General features: G+C 60.2%; 12 protein-coding genes. 4 read left to right on the forward strand and 8 right to left on the reverse strand.

Features of this window, described 5'->3' with window-relative positions; all coding sequences use genetic code 11:
- Window positions 1–4 precede the first annotated feature (4 nt).
- From ACFSDX_RS07145 to ACFSDX_RS07160, 4 genes are all read right to left on the reverse strand, one after another.
- Window positions 5–814 (reverse strand): OB-fold nucleic acid binding domain-containing protein, encoded by an 810-nt coding sequence (locus ACFSDX_RS07145; RefSeq protein WP_382312582.1) that lies wholly within the window; start codon window positions 812–814, stop codon window positions 5–7.
- A 200-nt stretch (window positions 815–1014) separates the two neighbouring features.
- Window positions 1015–1596 carry an LOG family protein gene (locus ACFSDX_RS07150; protein WP_382312583.1) on the reverse strand — a complete coding sequence of 194 codons (582 nt, stop codon included), beginning with the start codon at window positions 1594–1596 and terminating at the stop codon, window positions 1015–1017.
- Between the two features lie 145 nt (window positions 1597–1741).
- The gene (argS, locus tag ACFSDX_RS07155) at window positions 1742–3535 is read right to left on the reverse strand and encodes an arginine--tRNA ligase (RefSeq protein ID WP_382312584.1); all 1794 of its coding nucleotides are present in this window, start codon (window positions 3533–3535) and stop codon (window positions 1742–1744) included.
- A 55-nt stretch (window positions 3536–3590) separates the two neighbouring features.
- Window positions 3591–4832, reverse strand: coding sequence for an MFS transporter (locus ACFSDX_RS07160; protein WP_382312585.1), 1242 nt, complete (start codon window positions 4830–4832; stop codon window positions 3591–3593).
- Between the two features lie 182 nt (window positions 4833–5014).
- On the opposite strand from ACFSDX_RS07160, the gene ACFSDX_RS07165 reads away from it, so the two are divergent.
- Window positions 5015–6232 carry an alpha/beta hydrolase family protein gene (locus ACFSDX_RS07165; RefSeq protein WP_382312586.1) on the forward strand — a complete coding sequence of 406 codons (1218 nt, stop codon included), beginning with the start codon at window positions 5015–5017 and terminating at the stop codon, window positions 6230–6232.
- Window positions 6233–6269: 37 nt separating this feature from the next.
- Here the strand turns inward: ACFSDX_RS07165 and ACFSDX_RS07170 are convergent, their stop codons facing one another.
- Window positions 6270–7226 (reverse strand): arginase, encoded by a 957-nt coding sequence (locus tag ACFSDX_RS07170; protein ID WP_382312587.1) that lies wholly within the window; start codon window positions 7224–7226, stop codon window positions 6270–6272.
- Between the two features lie 302 nt (window positions 7227–7528).
- On the opposite strand from ACFSDX_RS07170, the gene ACFSDX_RS07175 reads away from it, so the two are divergent.
- The 3 genes from ACFSDX_RS07175 (at window position 7529) to ACFSDX_RS07185 (ending at window position 10086) form a co-directional block, all read left to right on the forward strand.
- The gene (locus ACFSDX_RS07175) at window positions 7529–8950 is read left to right on the forward strand and encodes a type III PLP-dependent enzyme domain-containing protein (RefSeq protein ID WP_382312589.1); all 1422 of its coding nucleotides are present in this window, start codon (window positions 7529–7531) and stop codon (window positions 8948–8950) included.
- A gap of 143 nt (window positions 8951–9093) precedes the next feature.
- Complete coding sequence (locus ACFSDX_RS07180; protein WP_382312590.1) at window positions 9094–9240, forward strand: hypothetical protein; 147 nt, start codon at window positions 9094–9096, stop codon at window positions 9238–9240.
- Between the two features lie 75 nt (window positions 9241–9315).
- A complete protein-coding gene (locus ACFSDX_RS07185; RefSeq protein ID WP_382312591.1) occupies window positions 9316–10086 on the forward strand; it encodes a DUF2625 domain-containing protein in 771 nt (256 codons plus the stop codon).
- On the opposite strand, the gene ACFSDX_RS07190 is transcribed toward ACFSDX_RS07185, so the two are convergent.
- From ACFSDX_RS07190 to ACFSDX_RS07200, 3 genes are read right to left on the reverse strand one after another with little or no spacing between them, the layout of a single operon-like run.
- Window positions 10070–10726, reverse strand: coding sequence for an HAD family hydrolase (locus tag ACFSDX_RS07190; protein ID WP_382312592.1), 657 nt, complete (start codon window positions 10724–10726; stop codon window positions 10070–10072). The two genes, ACFSDX_RS07185 and ACFSDX_RS07190, sit on opposite strands and share 17 nt — an antisense overlap.
- A gap of 5 nt (window positions 10727–10731) precedes the next feature.
- Entirely contained in the window at window positions 10732–13140 is a 2409-nt protein-coding gene (locus tag ACFSDX_RS07195; RefSeq protein WP_382312593.1) for a transglycosylase domain-containing protein, read from the reverse strand.
- Window positions 13141–13192: 52 nt separating this feature from the next.
- On the reverse strand, window positions 13193–13630 hold the full coding sequence (locus ACFSDX_RS07200) for a hypothetical protein (protein ID WP_382312594.1): 438 nt from the start codon (window positions 13628–13630) through the stop codon (window positions 13193–13195).
- Window positions 13631–13650: the final 20 nt, after the last annotated feature.

Here is a 13650-nt window from a genome sequence, read left to right on the forward strand (position 1 = left end):
CTGGTTAGCGCACCAAAAACTGCACGCCGTCGAGGGTGATGGTTTGGGCGCGCACCACGCGCACGGGCTTAGCGGCTACCTCGCCGGCTACGGGGGCCCGCAAGGCGCCGGTGGCGGCCACCGTGGCGCCTACCTTCAGCTTCTCAGCTAGCTGGGCGGCGGCATCGGGGGGCAGGCGCAGCACGGTGCCATCGCTGATGACCACGGCGTTGGTGCGGCCTTTGGGGTCTTGGGCGATGCGCTGCACGGTGCCCCGCACGGTGGTGGCTTCTTCAGTAGGCGGGGTGGTGGGGCGTGCCGGCGGCGTGTCGCGCACGGTTTGGCCACCGGCCATGAGGCTTACTAGGTGCAGGGCCGCGCGGCCCTCCGGGTCAGTATTGCGGAAGCCCGATACGGTGACCTGGCTGCCGGCCTTGGCGGCGGCCATCAGGGCCTGGGCGAGGTGGCGCGGGAAGTGCACGGTTTCGGTGCCGGCGCTGGTTTTGAGCGTGAAGGCGTCATACACCTGGTCGTCGTTGGCGGCGGTGTAGTCGGTGAGCGTACCGCTGACATCACTCAGCGCCTGCACGCCGGCCGGGCGCGGGCCGGGGCCGTTGGGGCGGCCGGGACCGTCGCCAGGGCGGGGCGGCTTGGGGCCGCCGGCGAGCGGCGGGGGCGTGGGGGCCGTGCCAGTAGTAGCGAGCGCCGGGGCTGCTTGGCTGGTTTTGCTCTGCTTGGTTTTGGTAGAAGAAGCTTGCTGGGCGTGGGCTAGGGGGCCGGCCAGCAACAGGGCGGCCAGGGCCGCGGCGACGGTGTGCATGGTGGGGTGTGACATGGAGATGCTATATGAGCTTAGGGCGGCGGTTCGTTCCGCTTTCCTGATTCAAAATTGCCAGCACCACCTTAGGAGCACCTGAAGCTCTTATTAATTTTTCTTCAGCCCCGTTTCGGTCAGTTTTCCGCGCGCTGCTAGGCTTAATTAACTCTTGACATTGCTTGAATTAACTAAGTCCCACGCCCGCCACCTTCTACACCCTAGGTCGTCTCGGGCGTCAGCCACTTTTCCAGGCGCAGGGGCTGGTAAGCCTGCATAGCGTCGAGCAGCGCGGCAGCATTGGCATGCTGCAATACCTGGTCGCGGTTTTCGGCGCGCAGGAATGCCTCGCCGCTCATGTGGTCGAGCAGCGCCAGTAGCGCGTCGTAGAAACCTAGGGTATTGAGCAAACCCACGGGCTTGCCGTGCAGGCCCAGCTGGGCCCAGGTTAGCACCTCAAACAATTCCTCTAGGGTACCAAAGCCGCCCGGCATGGCCACGAAGCCATCGGCGAGGTCGGCCATGAGCAACTTGCGCTGGTGCATGGTTTCGACCACGTGCAGCTCGGTGCATCCTTTGTGCGCCAGTTCTTTATCGGCCAGAAAGCCGGGGATGACGCCGATAACCTTGCCGCCCTCGGCCAGCACGGCGTCGGCGATGGTGCCCATCAGGCCCACGCAGCCACCACCGTACACGAGCGTGAGGCCGCGGCGGGCCAGCTCGCGGCCCATTTCCCGGGCTTGCTGGGTGTATGCTTCTTTGTTGCCGCTGCTAGAGCCGCAGTACACTGCTACGCTTTTCATAAGCTTACCTACTAATAAATAAGAATGTCATGCTGAGCGCAGCGAAGCATCTTGGCCGCATCCATTGGCTTACTAAACCAACGTTGCGATAGAGATGCTTTGCTACGCTCAGCATGACGGCTTCATTTTTTTTGCACCCAAATAATTACATGCGCTCGGGTACGGCTATACCGAGCAGCCCTAGGCTGGTTTTGATGGTCTCAGCCGTTTTGGCCGACAGGGCCACCCGGAAGGCTTTTTTCAGCGGGTCGGCTTCCTTCAAAATCGGCACTTCGGTGTAGAAGCGGTTGTAGCTCTTGGCTACTTCGTAGGCGTACTGCGCTACCACGGCGGGCGAGAGGGCCCGGGCAGCCTCGGCCACCACGCCCGCGTAGCCCACCAGCTGCTGTATTAGCTCGGCCTCAGCCGCGTGCAAGGCGCCTAGCTGGCTGAAATCAGCACCGGCGACCACACCAGTGGCTTCCGCATCGCGCCGAATTTTGGAAATTCGGGCGTACGAATACTGAATGAACGGTCCCGTGTCACCCTCCAGCCGCACCGACTCAGCGGGGTTGAAAAGCATGCGCTTCTTAGGGTCTACTTTCAGCAGGTAGTACTTCAGGGCACCTAGGCCGAGCGTGTGGTAGAGCTGGGCCAGCTCCTCGTCGCTGAGGCCTTCGGTTTTGCCTTTTTCGAGGGTCGCGGCTTCGGCGGCTTCTTCCACCTCCTTCACCAGCTCGTCGGCATCAACCACGGTGCCTTCGCGGCTTTTCATCTTGCCCGAAGGCAAATCGACCATGCCGTAGCTGAGGTGGTGAATGGCATCGGCGTAGGGCTTACCCAGCTTTTTGAGCGTGGCTTGCAGCACCTGCATGTGGTAGTTCTGCTCGTCGGCAATGACGTAGATGCTGCTGTCGTAGCCAAAATCCTGGTATTTGAGCTCAGCCGTGCCCAGGTCCTGGGTGATGTAGACGCTGGTGCCATCGGCGCGCAGCAGCAGCTTTTCGTCCAGGCCTTCGGCTTGCAAATCAACCCAGACCGAGCCGTTTTCTTTCTTGAAGAACACGCCTTTTTGCAGGCCTTCTTCCACGCGCTCCTTGCCCAGCAGGTAGGTACCCGACTCGTAGTAAAACTTGTCGAAATCGACGCCGATATTGGCGTAGGTAGCGTTGAAACCCTCGTAGACCCAGCCGTTCATGCGGTGCCAGAGGGCCATTACTTCCTCGTCGCCGGCTTCCCACTTCTGGAGCATCTCCTGGGCTTCGAGCATCAGCGGCGCTTGCTTTTTGGCTATCTCGTTGGTGACACCTTCGGCTTCGAGCTGCTTGATTTCTTCGCGGTAGTGCTTCTCAAACAGCACGTAGTACTTGCCGGCCAGGTGGTCGCCCTTCAGACCCGCGCTCTCGGGCGTGGCGCCCTCGCCGAAGCGCTGGTAGGCTATCATCGACTTGCAGATGTGAATGCCGCGGTCGTTCACCAGGTTGGCCTTGGTAACGGTGGCGCCGGTAGCCTTCAGAATCTCGGCCACGCTGTAGCCCAAGAAGTTATTGCGCAGGTGCCCTAGGTGCAGGGGCTTGTTGGTATTGGGCGACGAGTACTCGACCACCACGTTTTTAGGGCCGTCGAAGGGCACGGGCGTGCCGGCCGGCTGCTGGCTGAGCTCGGTGAAGAGCTGGAGCCACTCGGCGTCGGCAATTTCGAGGTTCAAGAAGCCCTTCACCACGTTGTAGCCGCGCACGGCGGGCGCGTGGGCTTGCAGCCACTCGCCCAGGGCCTGGCCGATTTGCTCGGGGCCTTTGCCGAAGGCTTTGGTCAGCGGAAACGTGACGAGGGTAAAGCTGCCCGCAAAGTCTTTGCGCGTGGGCTGCAGCACGAGGCTGGCGGCGGGAATGTCTTGGTTGAAAACGGCCTGCGCGGCGGCTTGCAGGGCGGTTTTGAGGTTTTGTTCAAGCTGTTGCACGAGGGCAAAGGTACGGCGGGGCCAGTCGAACCCGCAGGCCCAAACGCGAATTGCCTCAGGTGACCAGCACCACTTCGGGCGTAGTGGCCGCCAGTTTTCCCTTTCGATAGTTTCGGAGGTAAAGCACTCCTATCAACAAGCACAGGCCGCCCTCGGCCAGCACGGTGGGTTGCACGCCAAAGCGTTCCGACGCCGCGCCCACCAGCAGGCTACCTAGGGGCAGCGCGGCCGCGTACACCAGCACGTAGAGGCTGATGACCCGGCCCCGCATGGCCGGCGCCACCGTGGTTTGCAGCAACGTGACGCTGATGGTGGTTTGGGCCATCATGCCGAACGCCGCCACCACCAGAAAGCCCAGCGCCAGCCCGTACTGCGGCGTGTAGGCAAACAGCAGCAGCCCCGCCCCGAATACAAACGTGGTGACGGCAATGACCTTGTATAGGCTAACCTCCGGCTTGCGCGAGGCCAGGTAGAAGGCCCCCAGCAAACCACCCAGGCCGATAGCCCCGTCGAGCAAACCGAAGGTGGTGGCATTGCCCCGAAAGATGTCCTTCGCGTACACCGGCAGCAGGTTGACAAAGGGCAGCACGAGCAAGGCCGTCAGCCCCACCATACTGATAATGAACCGAATAGTAGCCGTGTCCCGCACGTAGCGAAAGCCCTCGGCCAGCTCGCTCAGGATGCTGGTATCGTGCACCTTGGCCACGTAGGCTGGCAGCCGCAGCGCCAGCAACGACCCAATAACGGCCACGAAGCTGAGCGCATTCAGCCCAAAGCAGGCGGCGGCACCCAGCTGCTCCAGCGCCAGGCCGGCAATGGCTGGCCCCAGCAGCTTCGACAAGTTGAGCATCATCGAATTGAGGGCCACGGCGTTGGGCAGGTCCTTTTTGTCTTCGACCAAGTCGTAGACCAACGACTGCCGGGCGGGTACGTCGAAGGCATTGATGAGCCCCAGCACCGCGCTCAGCCCAATGAGCACCCACACCAGGTCGGGCCGCCAAAACACCGCCCCGGCCAGCGCCGCCGCCTGCACCATCGACAAAACCTGCGTGAGCAGCAGCACCCGGTAGCGGTTGTAGCGGTCCGACACCACGCCGCCGAACAAGGACAGCAGCGCCGACGGAAACAGGGTGGCGAACACGCTCACGCCGAGCATAAACTTGGAGTGCGTTTGGGTATAAATCACCCAGCTCACCGCCGTTTTCTGCATCCAGGTGCCGAGCAAGGAGATGGACTGCCCGGCAAAAAAGTAGCGAAAGTTGCGGTTGCGAAACGCCCGCCCGGCTTCTATATCCATTTGATTTCTCAAAGGTAAGCCGGCGCCAGGGCACCTAGGGACGCGGGCCGCGGCGGGCAGTTCCTGCCTGGCGGCCGGACTGCGGCGCGAGCGCTGACTTTCGCCTTTTCAGCCGTCGCTCGGAACGCAGCCCTTGCCCGCTGGCGTTAGAAATTACTTTCTAGCCCTAACTTCCTCTCCGCGTGTCGCTATTTCGTTTTTCGATTCTCCCCAGTTTGTGGCTTAGTCTAGGCCTGCTGGTGGCCCCCGCCTGCAAAAACAGCGCCCCCGACCCCACTACCCCTACCCCAACGACGCCTACCACGCCGGGCAGCAGCACGACGGTGCTCACGGGCAGCACGCTCATTGGCGAGTACAGCACGGCCACGCTCGCCACGCGGGTGTCGGCCATTCCGCTGGCGGGCGCGCTGGTGCGGTACCCCATTAAGGTCTATCGCCTCACCTACCGCACCCGCACGCCCGAAGGCCAGGAAACCACGGCTTCGGGCGCGGTGCTGCTGCCCACGGCCCCCACGACGCTGCCCGTGCTGAGCTACCAGCACGGCACCATCACGCCAAACAATGAAAATCAGGCGCCCAGCTACTACGCCCAGGGCTCCGACGTGTGGTCAGTGGTGTCGGTGCTGGCCTCGACGGGCTACGTGGTGTCGGCGCCCGATTATATTGGGTATGGGGCCAGCAAGGCCCTGCCCCACCCCTACGAGCACGCCGCCTCGCTGGCCAGCGCCTCGGCCGATATGCTGCGGGCCACCCGCGAGTTTTGCCAGCAGCAAAACGTCAGCATTAATCAGAAAAACTTTCTCCTAGGGTACTCGGAGGGCGGCTACGCCACGCTGGCGCTGCACAAGTATTTGCAAGAAAACTACGCCACCGCCCTGCCCGTGACGGCCAGCGCGCCCGGCGCCGGCGCCTACCACAAGTCGGCCTTTGCCAAATACATCTTGCAGAGCACCCAGCCGCTTAGCTTCCTAGGCACCTACGTGTGGGTGCTACGCACCTACGACCGCATCTACGCCCTCAACCGGCCCTTCTCGTACTACTACCAGGAGCCCTACGCCACGCGGCTGCAAGCCGACCCATTTGCCGAGGTGCCCACCCAGCAGAGTCAGCTCTTTGCCAACACCTTCCGCCAGGCGGTGCTAACGGGCTCGGACGCGGCCCTTACGGCCACGCTCACCGCCAACGACATCTACGACTGGAAGCCGACCGCGCCCTTAGCCCTCTTCCACGGCACCGCCGATGATTACGTCCCCTTCTTCAACTCGCAGGATGCCTACGATGCCATGCAGGCCCGCGGCGCCACCCAAGTTACGCTGCGGCCCATTCAGGGCGGCAACCACTTCACCTCGGCTACTACTTATACCCTAGGGGCTTACGCCTTTATCAGCCAGTATAACTAATAGCCTATCGGTGTAGCTTGGACGCTGCGAGTCCAAGCTACACCGATAGGCGGCGCTCGATGGCGATGGTGGCTTTCTCTAAGATGCCGAAGGCATTATCAGCCATCGTGTTTTCGCTGTCGAGGGTCGGGTTGATTTCGCCCATCTCGAAGCACACCACGCGCTCGTTTTCCAGCAAGTCCTGGCACAGGTTTTCGCCTTCGGAGAGAAAAAGCCCTTCCTCCACCGGCGTGCCGGTGCCTTTGCTGAAGCTCGAATCGAGGCTATCGACATCGAAGGAGATGTAGACCATGTCGCAGGCGCTTAGGTGTTCGTAGATTTCCTGAGCCAGCTGGCGCGAGCCTTTTTCCTTGATTTCGGGCAGGCGTATCCACTTGATGCCCAGGCGCTCGATAAGGGCTTCTTCTTCCGCCTCGGTATCGCGCACGGCCACGTATACCAGGTGCTCGGGGCGTAGCTTGGCGCCGGGCTCGCTCAGGTTTTGGAGGCGGCGCCAGAAAAATTCGGTGTCGGCATCGGGCTGCTGGCGCTGGCAGGGCAGGTTGTCCTCGCCTAGGGCAGCGGCCAGGGGCATGCCGTGCACGTTGCCGCTGGGCGTGGTATAGGGCGAGTGGATGTCGGCGTGCGCGTCTATCCAAATGACCCCTAGAGTCTTATTGGGGTGCGCGGCCTTGACGCCCGCGATAGTGGCGTTGGCACTGCTGTGGTCGCCGCTCAGCACCAACGGGAAATCGCCAAAGCGCAGCGTCTGCTCCACGGCGCTGGCCACGCTCTTCTGCACGGTATAAATGGCGTCGATGTGCCGGGCAAACGAAAATGGCGTGTCGTCAAACAGCGCGTAGTTGAGGTCGGGCACCGCCACTGAGCCGTAGCGCCGAAAGTAATCGGAACCCTTATTGAGGCAGGCCACACGCAGCGCGTCGATGCCCATGCTTGAGCCGCGGGTGCCGGCGCCCAGCTCAGAGCGGACTTCCAGAATTTTAATGCGTTTCATCGGGTAGGAAAGAAAAAATAACATGACGAAAATGCACCGGACCGCCCGCCCCCAAAGGTGCTGGCGAGCGCTGCCTTGCGACGCCGTAGCGCCGTAGCCATGTCGCTTTCTGCCCCCTAGGGCCGATGCGCGGAGCCGGATAATTGCCGGCCCCCGGCGGTACTTTTGGACCGCCCGCCGTAAAGGTCGGCAAAACGCTTGTCATTGCGAGCGCAGCCAAGCAACCGCACCTGTTACGCCACCGTTCAGAGGCGATTGCTTGACTACGCCCGCAATGACAACGATTCTCAATTAGCTCTTCGATGGATACCTACCAGGACCTCATTACCCAAACTTTCGACTTCCCGAACGCCGATTTTCAGGTGCGTGACAACGAGCTACTCTTCCACGACATCGACCTGATGGCGCTGGTAGAGAAGCACGGCACCCCGCTGCGCCTCACCTACTTACCTAAAATCAGCTCCCAGATTCAGCGGGCCAAGGAGTGGTTTGCCGACGGCATTGCCAAAACGGGCTACACTGGCACGTACTCCTACGCCTACTGCACCAAGTCGTCGCACTTCCGCTTCGTGCTCGACCAAGCGCTCAAGAACGATGTGCACCTCGAAACCTCGTCGTGGTTTGATATCAGCATCATCCGCTCGCTCTACGCGCAGGGCAAGTTTGGCAAGGATAAGTACATCATTTGCAACGGCTTCAAAACCGAGGAGTACAAGCGCGAAATCACCGCGCTGCTCAACGACGGCTTCGTCAACTGTCTCCCTATTCTCGACTCGCCCAACGAGGTAGAGTACTACCACGAGCACGTACAGGAAGGCAAAAAGGTGAAACTGGGCCTGCGCCTGGCCTCCGATGAGGAGCCGCGCTTCCAGTTCTATACCTCGCGTCTAGGTATCCGCTACACCGATGCGGTGCCGCTCTACGAGCAGCGCATCAAGGAAGACCCGCGCTTCGAGCTGACCATGCTGCACTACTTCATCAGCAGCGGCATCAAGGACACGTCGTATTACTGGACTGAGCTGTCGCGCTTTATTCATAAATACTGCGAGCTGCGCAAGCTGTGCCCCACGCTCACGACCATCGACATCGGCGGCGGCCTGCCCATCCAGACCAGCATTCAGAAGGAGTACGACTACGCCTACATGATTTCGGAAATCCTGCGCACCATCCAGCGCATTTGCGCCGAGGAAGGCGTGCCCGAGCCCGACATTTTCACCGAGTTCGGCATCTTCACGGTGGGCGAAAGCGGCGCCACCATCTACTCGATTCTGGATGAGAAGCTGCAGAACGACAAGGAGCTGTGGTACATGATTGATGGCTCGTTCATCACCAACCTACCCGATACCTGGGCCCTCAACCAGCGCTTTATCATGCTGGCCCTCAACGGCTGGCAGCGGCCCTACCGCAAGATTCAGCTCGGCGGTCTCACCTGCGACTCGCAGGACTATTACAACGCCGAGAAGCACATCTACCAGACGTTTTTGCCGCAGCTCCAGCCCGCTCGCCAGGAGACGGCTACCGGCCAGCCGCTCTACGTGGGCTTCTTCCACACGGGCGCCTACCAGGAAAGCCTCAGCGGCTACGGCGGCCTCAAGCACTGCCTCATCCCCGCGCCCAAACACGTCATTCTGGACCGCGCCGAAGATGGCACGCTCACCGACATCGTGTTTGCGCCCAAGCAAACGGCCGAGAGCATGTTAAACATCCTCGGGTATACTGAATAAATAAGTCTGGCGTTAGGAACCTAATTAGCCCTAAAAGTACTATTTAAAGAAATGGCGCTTTTAGGGCTAAAGCCTTAGCTAAGTAGCGTTCAGGCACCCTATCTTTGAACCCTAAACCGATAATTTTTAATTTTTTACTCTTTATGAAAAAGCTTTTTATCCTCGCCATTGGTGCTGCTACTCTAGGCCTAGGTGCCTGCAACAAGAGCACCTGCCCCGCCTACTCGTCGGCCAAATCGACCAGCGCGCCGATTACGGCCAGCGTCGCTACGCCGGTGGCGCAGCAGTAAGCTAGCAGTTCACTTCGCAAACGAAAGCGCCCGATTGGTTTAGGACCAGTCGGGCGCTTTTACATGTGTAAAATAATGAAACGGGTAATTGGTATCTTCAGCTTTGCAGCCTTTATCTACGCTAATTTACCTATCTCTGCACACGCCCAGCAAATGCCTAAACGCTCACTTAAAGAGTTAATTAACAAGCAAGAGTCAGGTTGGGAGTTGGTAGCCGACTGGATTAAGCAGGCCAAAAACAATGTCCAGGTGTTACCTAGAAACCAAGTGCGGGCTGACAGCGCCTTATTAGCGGCCCAAGTCACTACTAGGTCACCTATGGGAGCAATCATCTACGAAACCGGCGGCATTCTGGTAGATAATGGCTGGTTGCGTATTCTAGGCTCCGGCAGCTCTGGTTTAGACCGCGACTTGATGGGTTGGAATAAGAATAAGCAGCAGGGCTTCTTATTGGTGGCTGATGATGTGCTTGGTGGCTTTTACGCCATTAACGCTGGCGCATTCGGGTCAGAATCAGTAGGTAAGATTTTTTACTTCGCCCCAGATAATCTGCATTGGGAAGCTACTAATAAATCGTACTCGGAATTTCTGCTTTTCTGTTTCTCCGGTGACTTAGCTGGTTACTATAAGAATCTTCGCTGGAAAGATTGGAAGCAGGAAGTAAGCGTATTGAACGGCAACCAAGGAGTAATGTGCCTCCCTTTTCTATTCACTAAAGAAGGAAAGAACATATCTAAGAATCAGCGAAAAGCTATCCCTATTGAGGAATTATGGAGCTTTAGCCAGGACATTCAGCGACAGTTAGACAGCACTCCTCAATTCAGAGAATCTAGGCAAGCGCCTTAATCCGCTCAGCCGACAGCTCCGAAAAGTCTTGGATAACCAAGTCGGCCAACCGCACATCCTGACCCGCCGAATGGGGGCTAGCGTAGCCAATGCAGTAGATACCCGCCGCCTTAGCAGCGGCCATGCCGTTGGTCGAATCTTCGATGACTACGCATTCCGACACGGGCGTTTTGGAGAGCTCAGCGGCGTGCAAGAAAATAGCCGGATTAGGCTTCGACTCCTCAAAATCTTCGCCGCTGACAATGTACGTGAAGTAGGGCGCGAGCCCAAACCGATTGAATACCCGCGCGATAGTGCCCTTGGAGGCCGACGAGGCCAGTACCATCTGCACGCCGTGCTGATGCAGGTCTTCGATAAGGGAGCGCACGCCGGGCAGCAGGTCTAGGTCGGGGTCCGTGTCAAAACGCGCGTTGAAGATTTCGCGCTTGCGTCGCAGCAGGTCGTCTATTTCGGGACCTAGGTGGTACTTCTGCTTGAGCTGCTGAAATACGTTGCGCGTCGACTTACCTAGGAAAGAGGCGTATTCGGCGTCCGAAATAGCTAGGCCCAACTCGGCAAACTGCGTGAAAAAGGCGTGGTGGTGGACGGGCTCGGTGTCAATGATGACGCCATCCATGTCGAAGATTACGGTACGAATCATGCGGGTTAGTCGGGAGTGGGAGCTTCGCTACTCTTGGTGTTGAGCTGCTCCAATAAGTTGTCGGCGCTGATGCTATCGACAGCCTCGGCGCGGCGGCGGCGCGGCTCGTACTCGGTGTAGCACACGTATTTACGCTTGAGCGTGGCCGGGGCCTTGGGGAAGGGGCCGTAGTCGTAGTTCAGCTTTTTATCTTGGTACACCTTCTCCATGTAGCGGCCGAAGATGGGCAGCGCCATGCGGCCACCTTCGCCCTGCTGCGAGCGCAGGAAGTGAATGCTGCGGTCTTCGCCGCCCACCCACACGCCGCTCACCAGGTCCTTGGTGAGACCCATGTACCAGCCGTCGGAGTAGTTAGAAGTGGTGCCAGTTTTACCGCCAATCTGGTTGTCTTTGTGCCATAGCTCAGGGAAATCCCACAGCGCCTGCGAAGTGCCGCCTTGCTCTTCCATGCCGCCGCGCAGCATGTAGGTCATCAACCAGGCCGTTTCGGGCGAAATGGCGCGCTTCTGCACCGGGTCAAACTGCTGCAAGACATTGCCGTTGCGGTCTTCGATGCGGGTAATCAGGCGCGGCGTCGAGCGGAAGCCGCTGTTCATAAACGTCGAGTAGGCGTCCACCATCTCGTACACGCTCACGTCGCCACCCGACCCTAGGCCGATGCTCGGCACCGACAGCAAGGGGCTGGTAATGCCCACTTTGTGCGCGTACTGTGCCACCTTGCCCCAGCCTACCTTCTCGGTGAGCTGGGCCGTGACGGAGTTCACCGAGCGCGCCATGGCGTGGCGCAGGGTCATGTTGGTACCGGTATATTCGCGGGTTACGTTGGCGGGTTGCCACTCCATGGGCTTGCCGTTTTCGACGTAGTTGATAGTCACCCGCTGGTCACGAATGCGGTCGCAGGGCGAGTAGCCATTGTCGAGGGCCGTGAGGTACACGAACGGCTTGAAGGTAGAGCCCGCCTGGCGCTTGCCCTGCCGCACGTGGTCGTACTGGAAAAAGCGGTAATCGAGGCCGCCCACCCAGGCCTTGATGGAGCCGGTGTAGGGGTCCATCGTCATCATGCCGGCTTGCAGAAAGTGCTTGTAGTAGGCCAGCGAATCGAGCGGCGACATCACGAGCGTGGTGTCGTGGTCCTGCTTTTTCCAGGTGAACACCTTCATCGGGCGCTTGGCATTCAGGGCCGAATCGAGGCGGGCGGGCTGGCCTTGGTAGCGGGCGGCCAGCGTTTTATACGACTCGGTGCGCTTCATCTGAGTTTCGATGAAGTTCGGGATTTCGTTGCCGTCCTCGTCTACCCAGGGATTAGTGCGCTGATTGCGCCAGAAGTTGTCGAAGGTTTGCTGCAAGGACTTCATGCGCTGGTCCACCGCCTCTTCGGCGTGCTCCTGCATGCGCGAGTCGATGGTGGTGTATACCTTCAGGCCGTCGCGGTAGAGGTCGTAGCCGTGCTCGTCGCACCACTTGTTAGCCGCCTGGCTGATGGCGCCGCGAAAATACGTATCGGGGCCATCGACGTGCTTTTCTACTTGATAATCAAGCACGATGGGCTCGGCCTGCATGGCCTGCACCTCGGCCGGCTTAAGGTAGCCCGCCTGCCCTAGGCGCTGCAACACCACGTTGCGGCGCTTGGTGGCGGCCACCGGGTGAAACTTCGGGTTGAAAGCCGTGGGGTTGTTCAACACCCCGATGAGCACGGCCGCCTGCTCGGGCGTGAGGCTGTCGGGCGTGGTGCTGAAGAAGGTCTTTGCGGCCACCTTGATGCCGAAGGCGTTGGAGCCGTACTCCACCGTGTTGAGGTACATCCGTAGGATTTCCTCCTTGGTGTAGCGGCGCTCCAGCTCCACGGCGGTTATCCACTCCTTGGTTTTGGCCACCACAACGCCCACGCCGGGCACGTGGCTGAGACCGCCGCGGTTTTCGCTGCGACGGGTTTTGTACAGGTTTTTGGCGAGCTGCTGGCTGATGGTGGAGCCGCCGCGTTTGTCGCCTTTCAGGCCGTAGTAAATAGTCGAAGCCAGCGAGGGCGCATCAATGCCCGAGTGCTCGTAGAAGCGCGCATCCTCAGTGGCAATCAGCGCCTTAGTAAGCCAAGGGGACATCTGGCTGAGCGGCACCGGCGAGCGGTTTTCGCGGAAGTAGCGACCTAGGAGAACGCCATCAGCGGTGAATACTTCCGAAGCCTGCTCGACTTTGGGATTTTCCAGCTCTTCCAGGCTTGGCGACTTACCAAACAGAAATAAGAAGTTGCTCTTGACCAGCAGCGGATACGCCAGCACTACGCCCACCACGAGGAAGAAGACCGTCCAGGCCACGCGCACGAGGCGGCGGGTGCCCCGGCCGGGGCGGCGGCCCCGGCGGGCAGGGTCAGGAGTAGCGGAGCTAGGCGAAGCGGGTGGGGTGGTTTCGTCGGCCATGAACGGCGGTTAACAAGAGCGAAGAAGGGCAAAGATACCAGCCAGCCCAACGCTAGGCGGCTTTTAACAGTGCCCGCAGGCCGGCGCGGTCGCGGTAGCGGCGGTAGGCAATCTCGGCCAGCGCCGCCAGCGAGAACGCCAGGCCCAGCCGGTAGCTCCAGTCGAGGTAGCGCAATTGGCGCAGGGTGGGCGCCCCGCCGGTGGCCCGCAAATAGAGCACCAGCCCCCACAATTCGTCCAGAATAGTGAACAGCCAGATGCCCACCGCGGCCCGCCGCCGAAAGCTTCCCAGCACCATCACCCACCTAAATAAGTAGAGCACCAGCCCCGGCAGCACGGCCAGCACCAGCAGCGGCCGGCCTTGCAGCATTGGCACGCCCAACAAGATGATGGTGGCCGTTTCCTTGGCAAGCTGCAAGGTTGCCAGCCCCCGCCCGAGGGGCGACAGCCTTTTGGGCGACGGAATAGGATGGGCGTGCGGACGAGGCATGAGCGCGGGGGCGGTATCGG

Source organism: Hymenobacter bucti, assembly GCF_042681145.1.
Taxonomy (GTDB): domain Bacteria; phylum Bacteroidota; class Bacteroidia; order Cytophagales; family Hymenobacteraceae; genus Hymenobacter; species Hymenobacter bucti.

What these genes read in the sequence shown, in the direction of transcription:
- ACFSDX_RS07195 (WP_382312593.1), bottom strand. Translation starts at nt 13,140, where the DNA reads ATGGCCGACGAAACCACCCCACCCGCTTCGCCTAGCTCCGCTACTCCT.
- ACFSDX_RS07170 (WP_382312587.1), bottom strand. Translation starts at nt 7,226, where the DNA reads ATGAAACGCATTAAAATTCTGGAAGTCCGCTCTGAGCTGGGCGCCGGC.
- ACFSDX_RS07200 (WP_382312594.1), bottom strand. Translation starts at nt 13,630, where the DNA reads ATGCCTCGTCCGCACGCCCATCCTATTCCGTCGCCCAAAAGGCTGTCG.
- ACFSDX_RS07190 (WP_382312592.1), bottom strand. Translation starts at nt 10,726, where the DNA reads ATGATTCGTACCGTAATCTTCGACATGGATGGCGTCATCATTGACACC.
- ACFSDX_RS07150 (WP_382312583.1), bottom strand. Translation starts at nt 1,596, where the DNA reads ATGAAAAGCGTAGCAGTGTACTGCGGCTCTAGCAGCGGCAACAAAGAA.
- ACFSDX_RS07185 (WP_382312591.1), top strand. Translation starts at nt 9,316, where the DNA reads ATGAAACGGGTAATTGGTATCTTCAGCTTTGCAGCCTTTATCTACGCT.
- ACFSDX_RS07180 (WP_382312590.1), top strand. Translation starts at nt 9,094, where the DNA reads ATGAAAAAGCTTTTTATCCTCGCCATTGGTGCTGCTACTCTAGGCCTA.
- ACFSDX_RS07145 (WP_382312582.1), bottom strand. Translation starts at nt 814, where the DNA reads ATGTCACACCCCACCATGCACACCGTCGCCGCGGCCCTGGCCGCCCTG.
- ACFSDX_RS07160 (WP_382312585.1), bottom strand. Translation starts at nt 4,832, where the DNA reads ATGGATATAGAAGCCGGGCGGGCGTTTCGCAACCGCAACTTTCGCTAC.
- ACFSDX_RS07175 (WP_382312589.1), top strand. Translation starts at nt 7,529, where the DNA reads ATGGATACCTACCAGGACCTCATTACCCAAACTTTCGACTTCCCGAAC.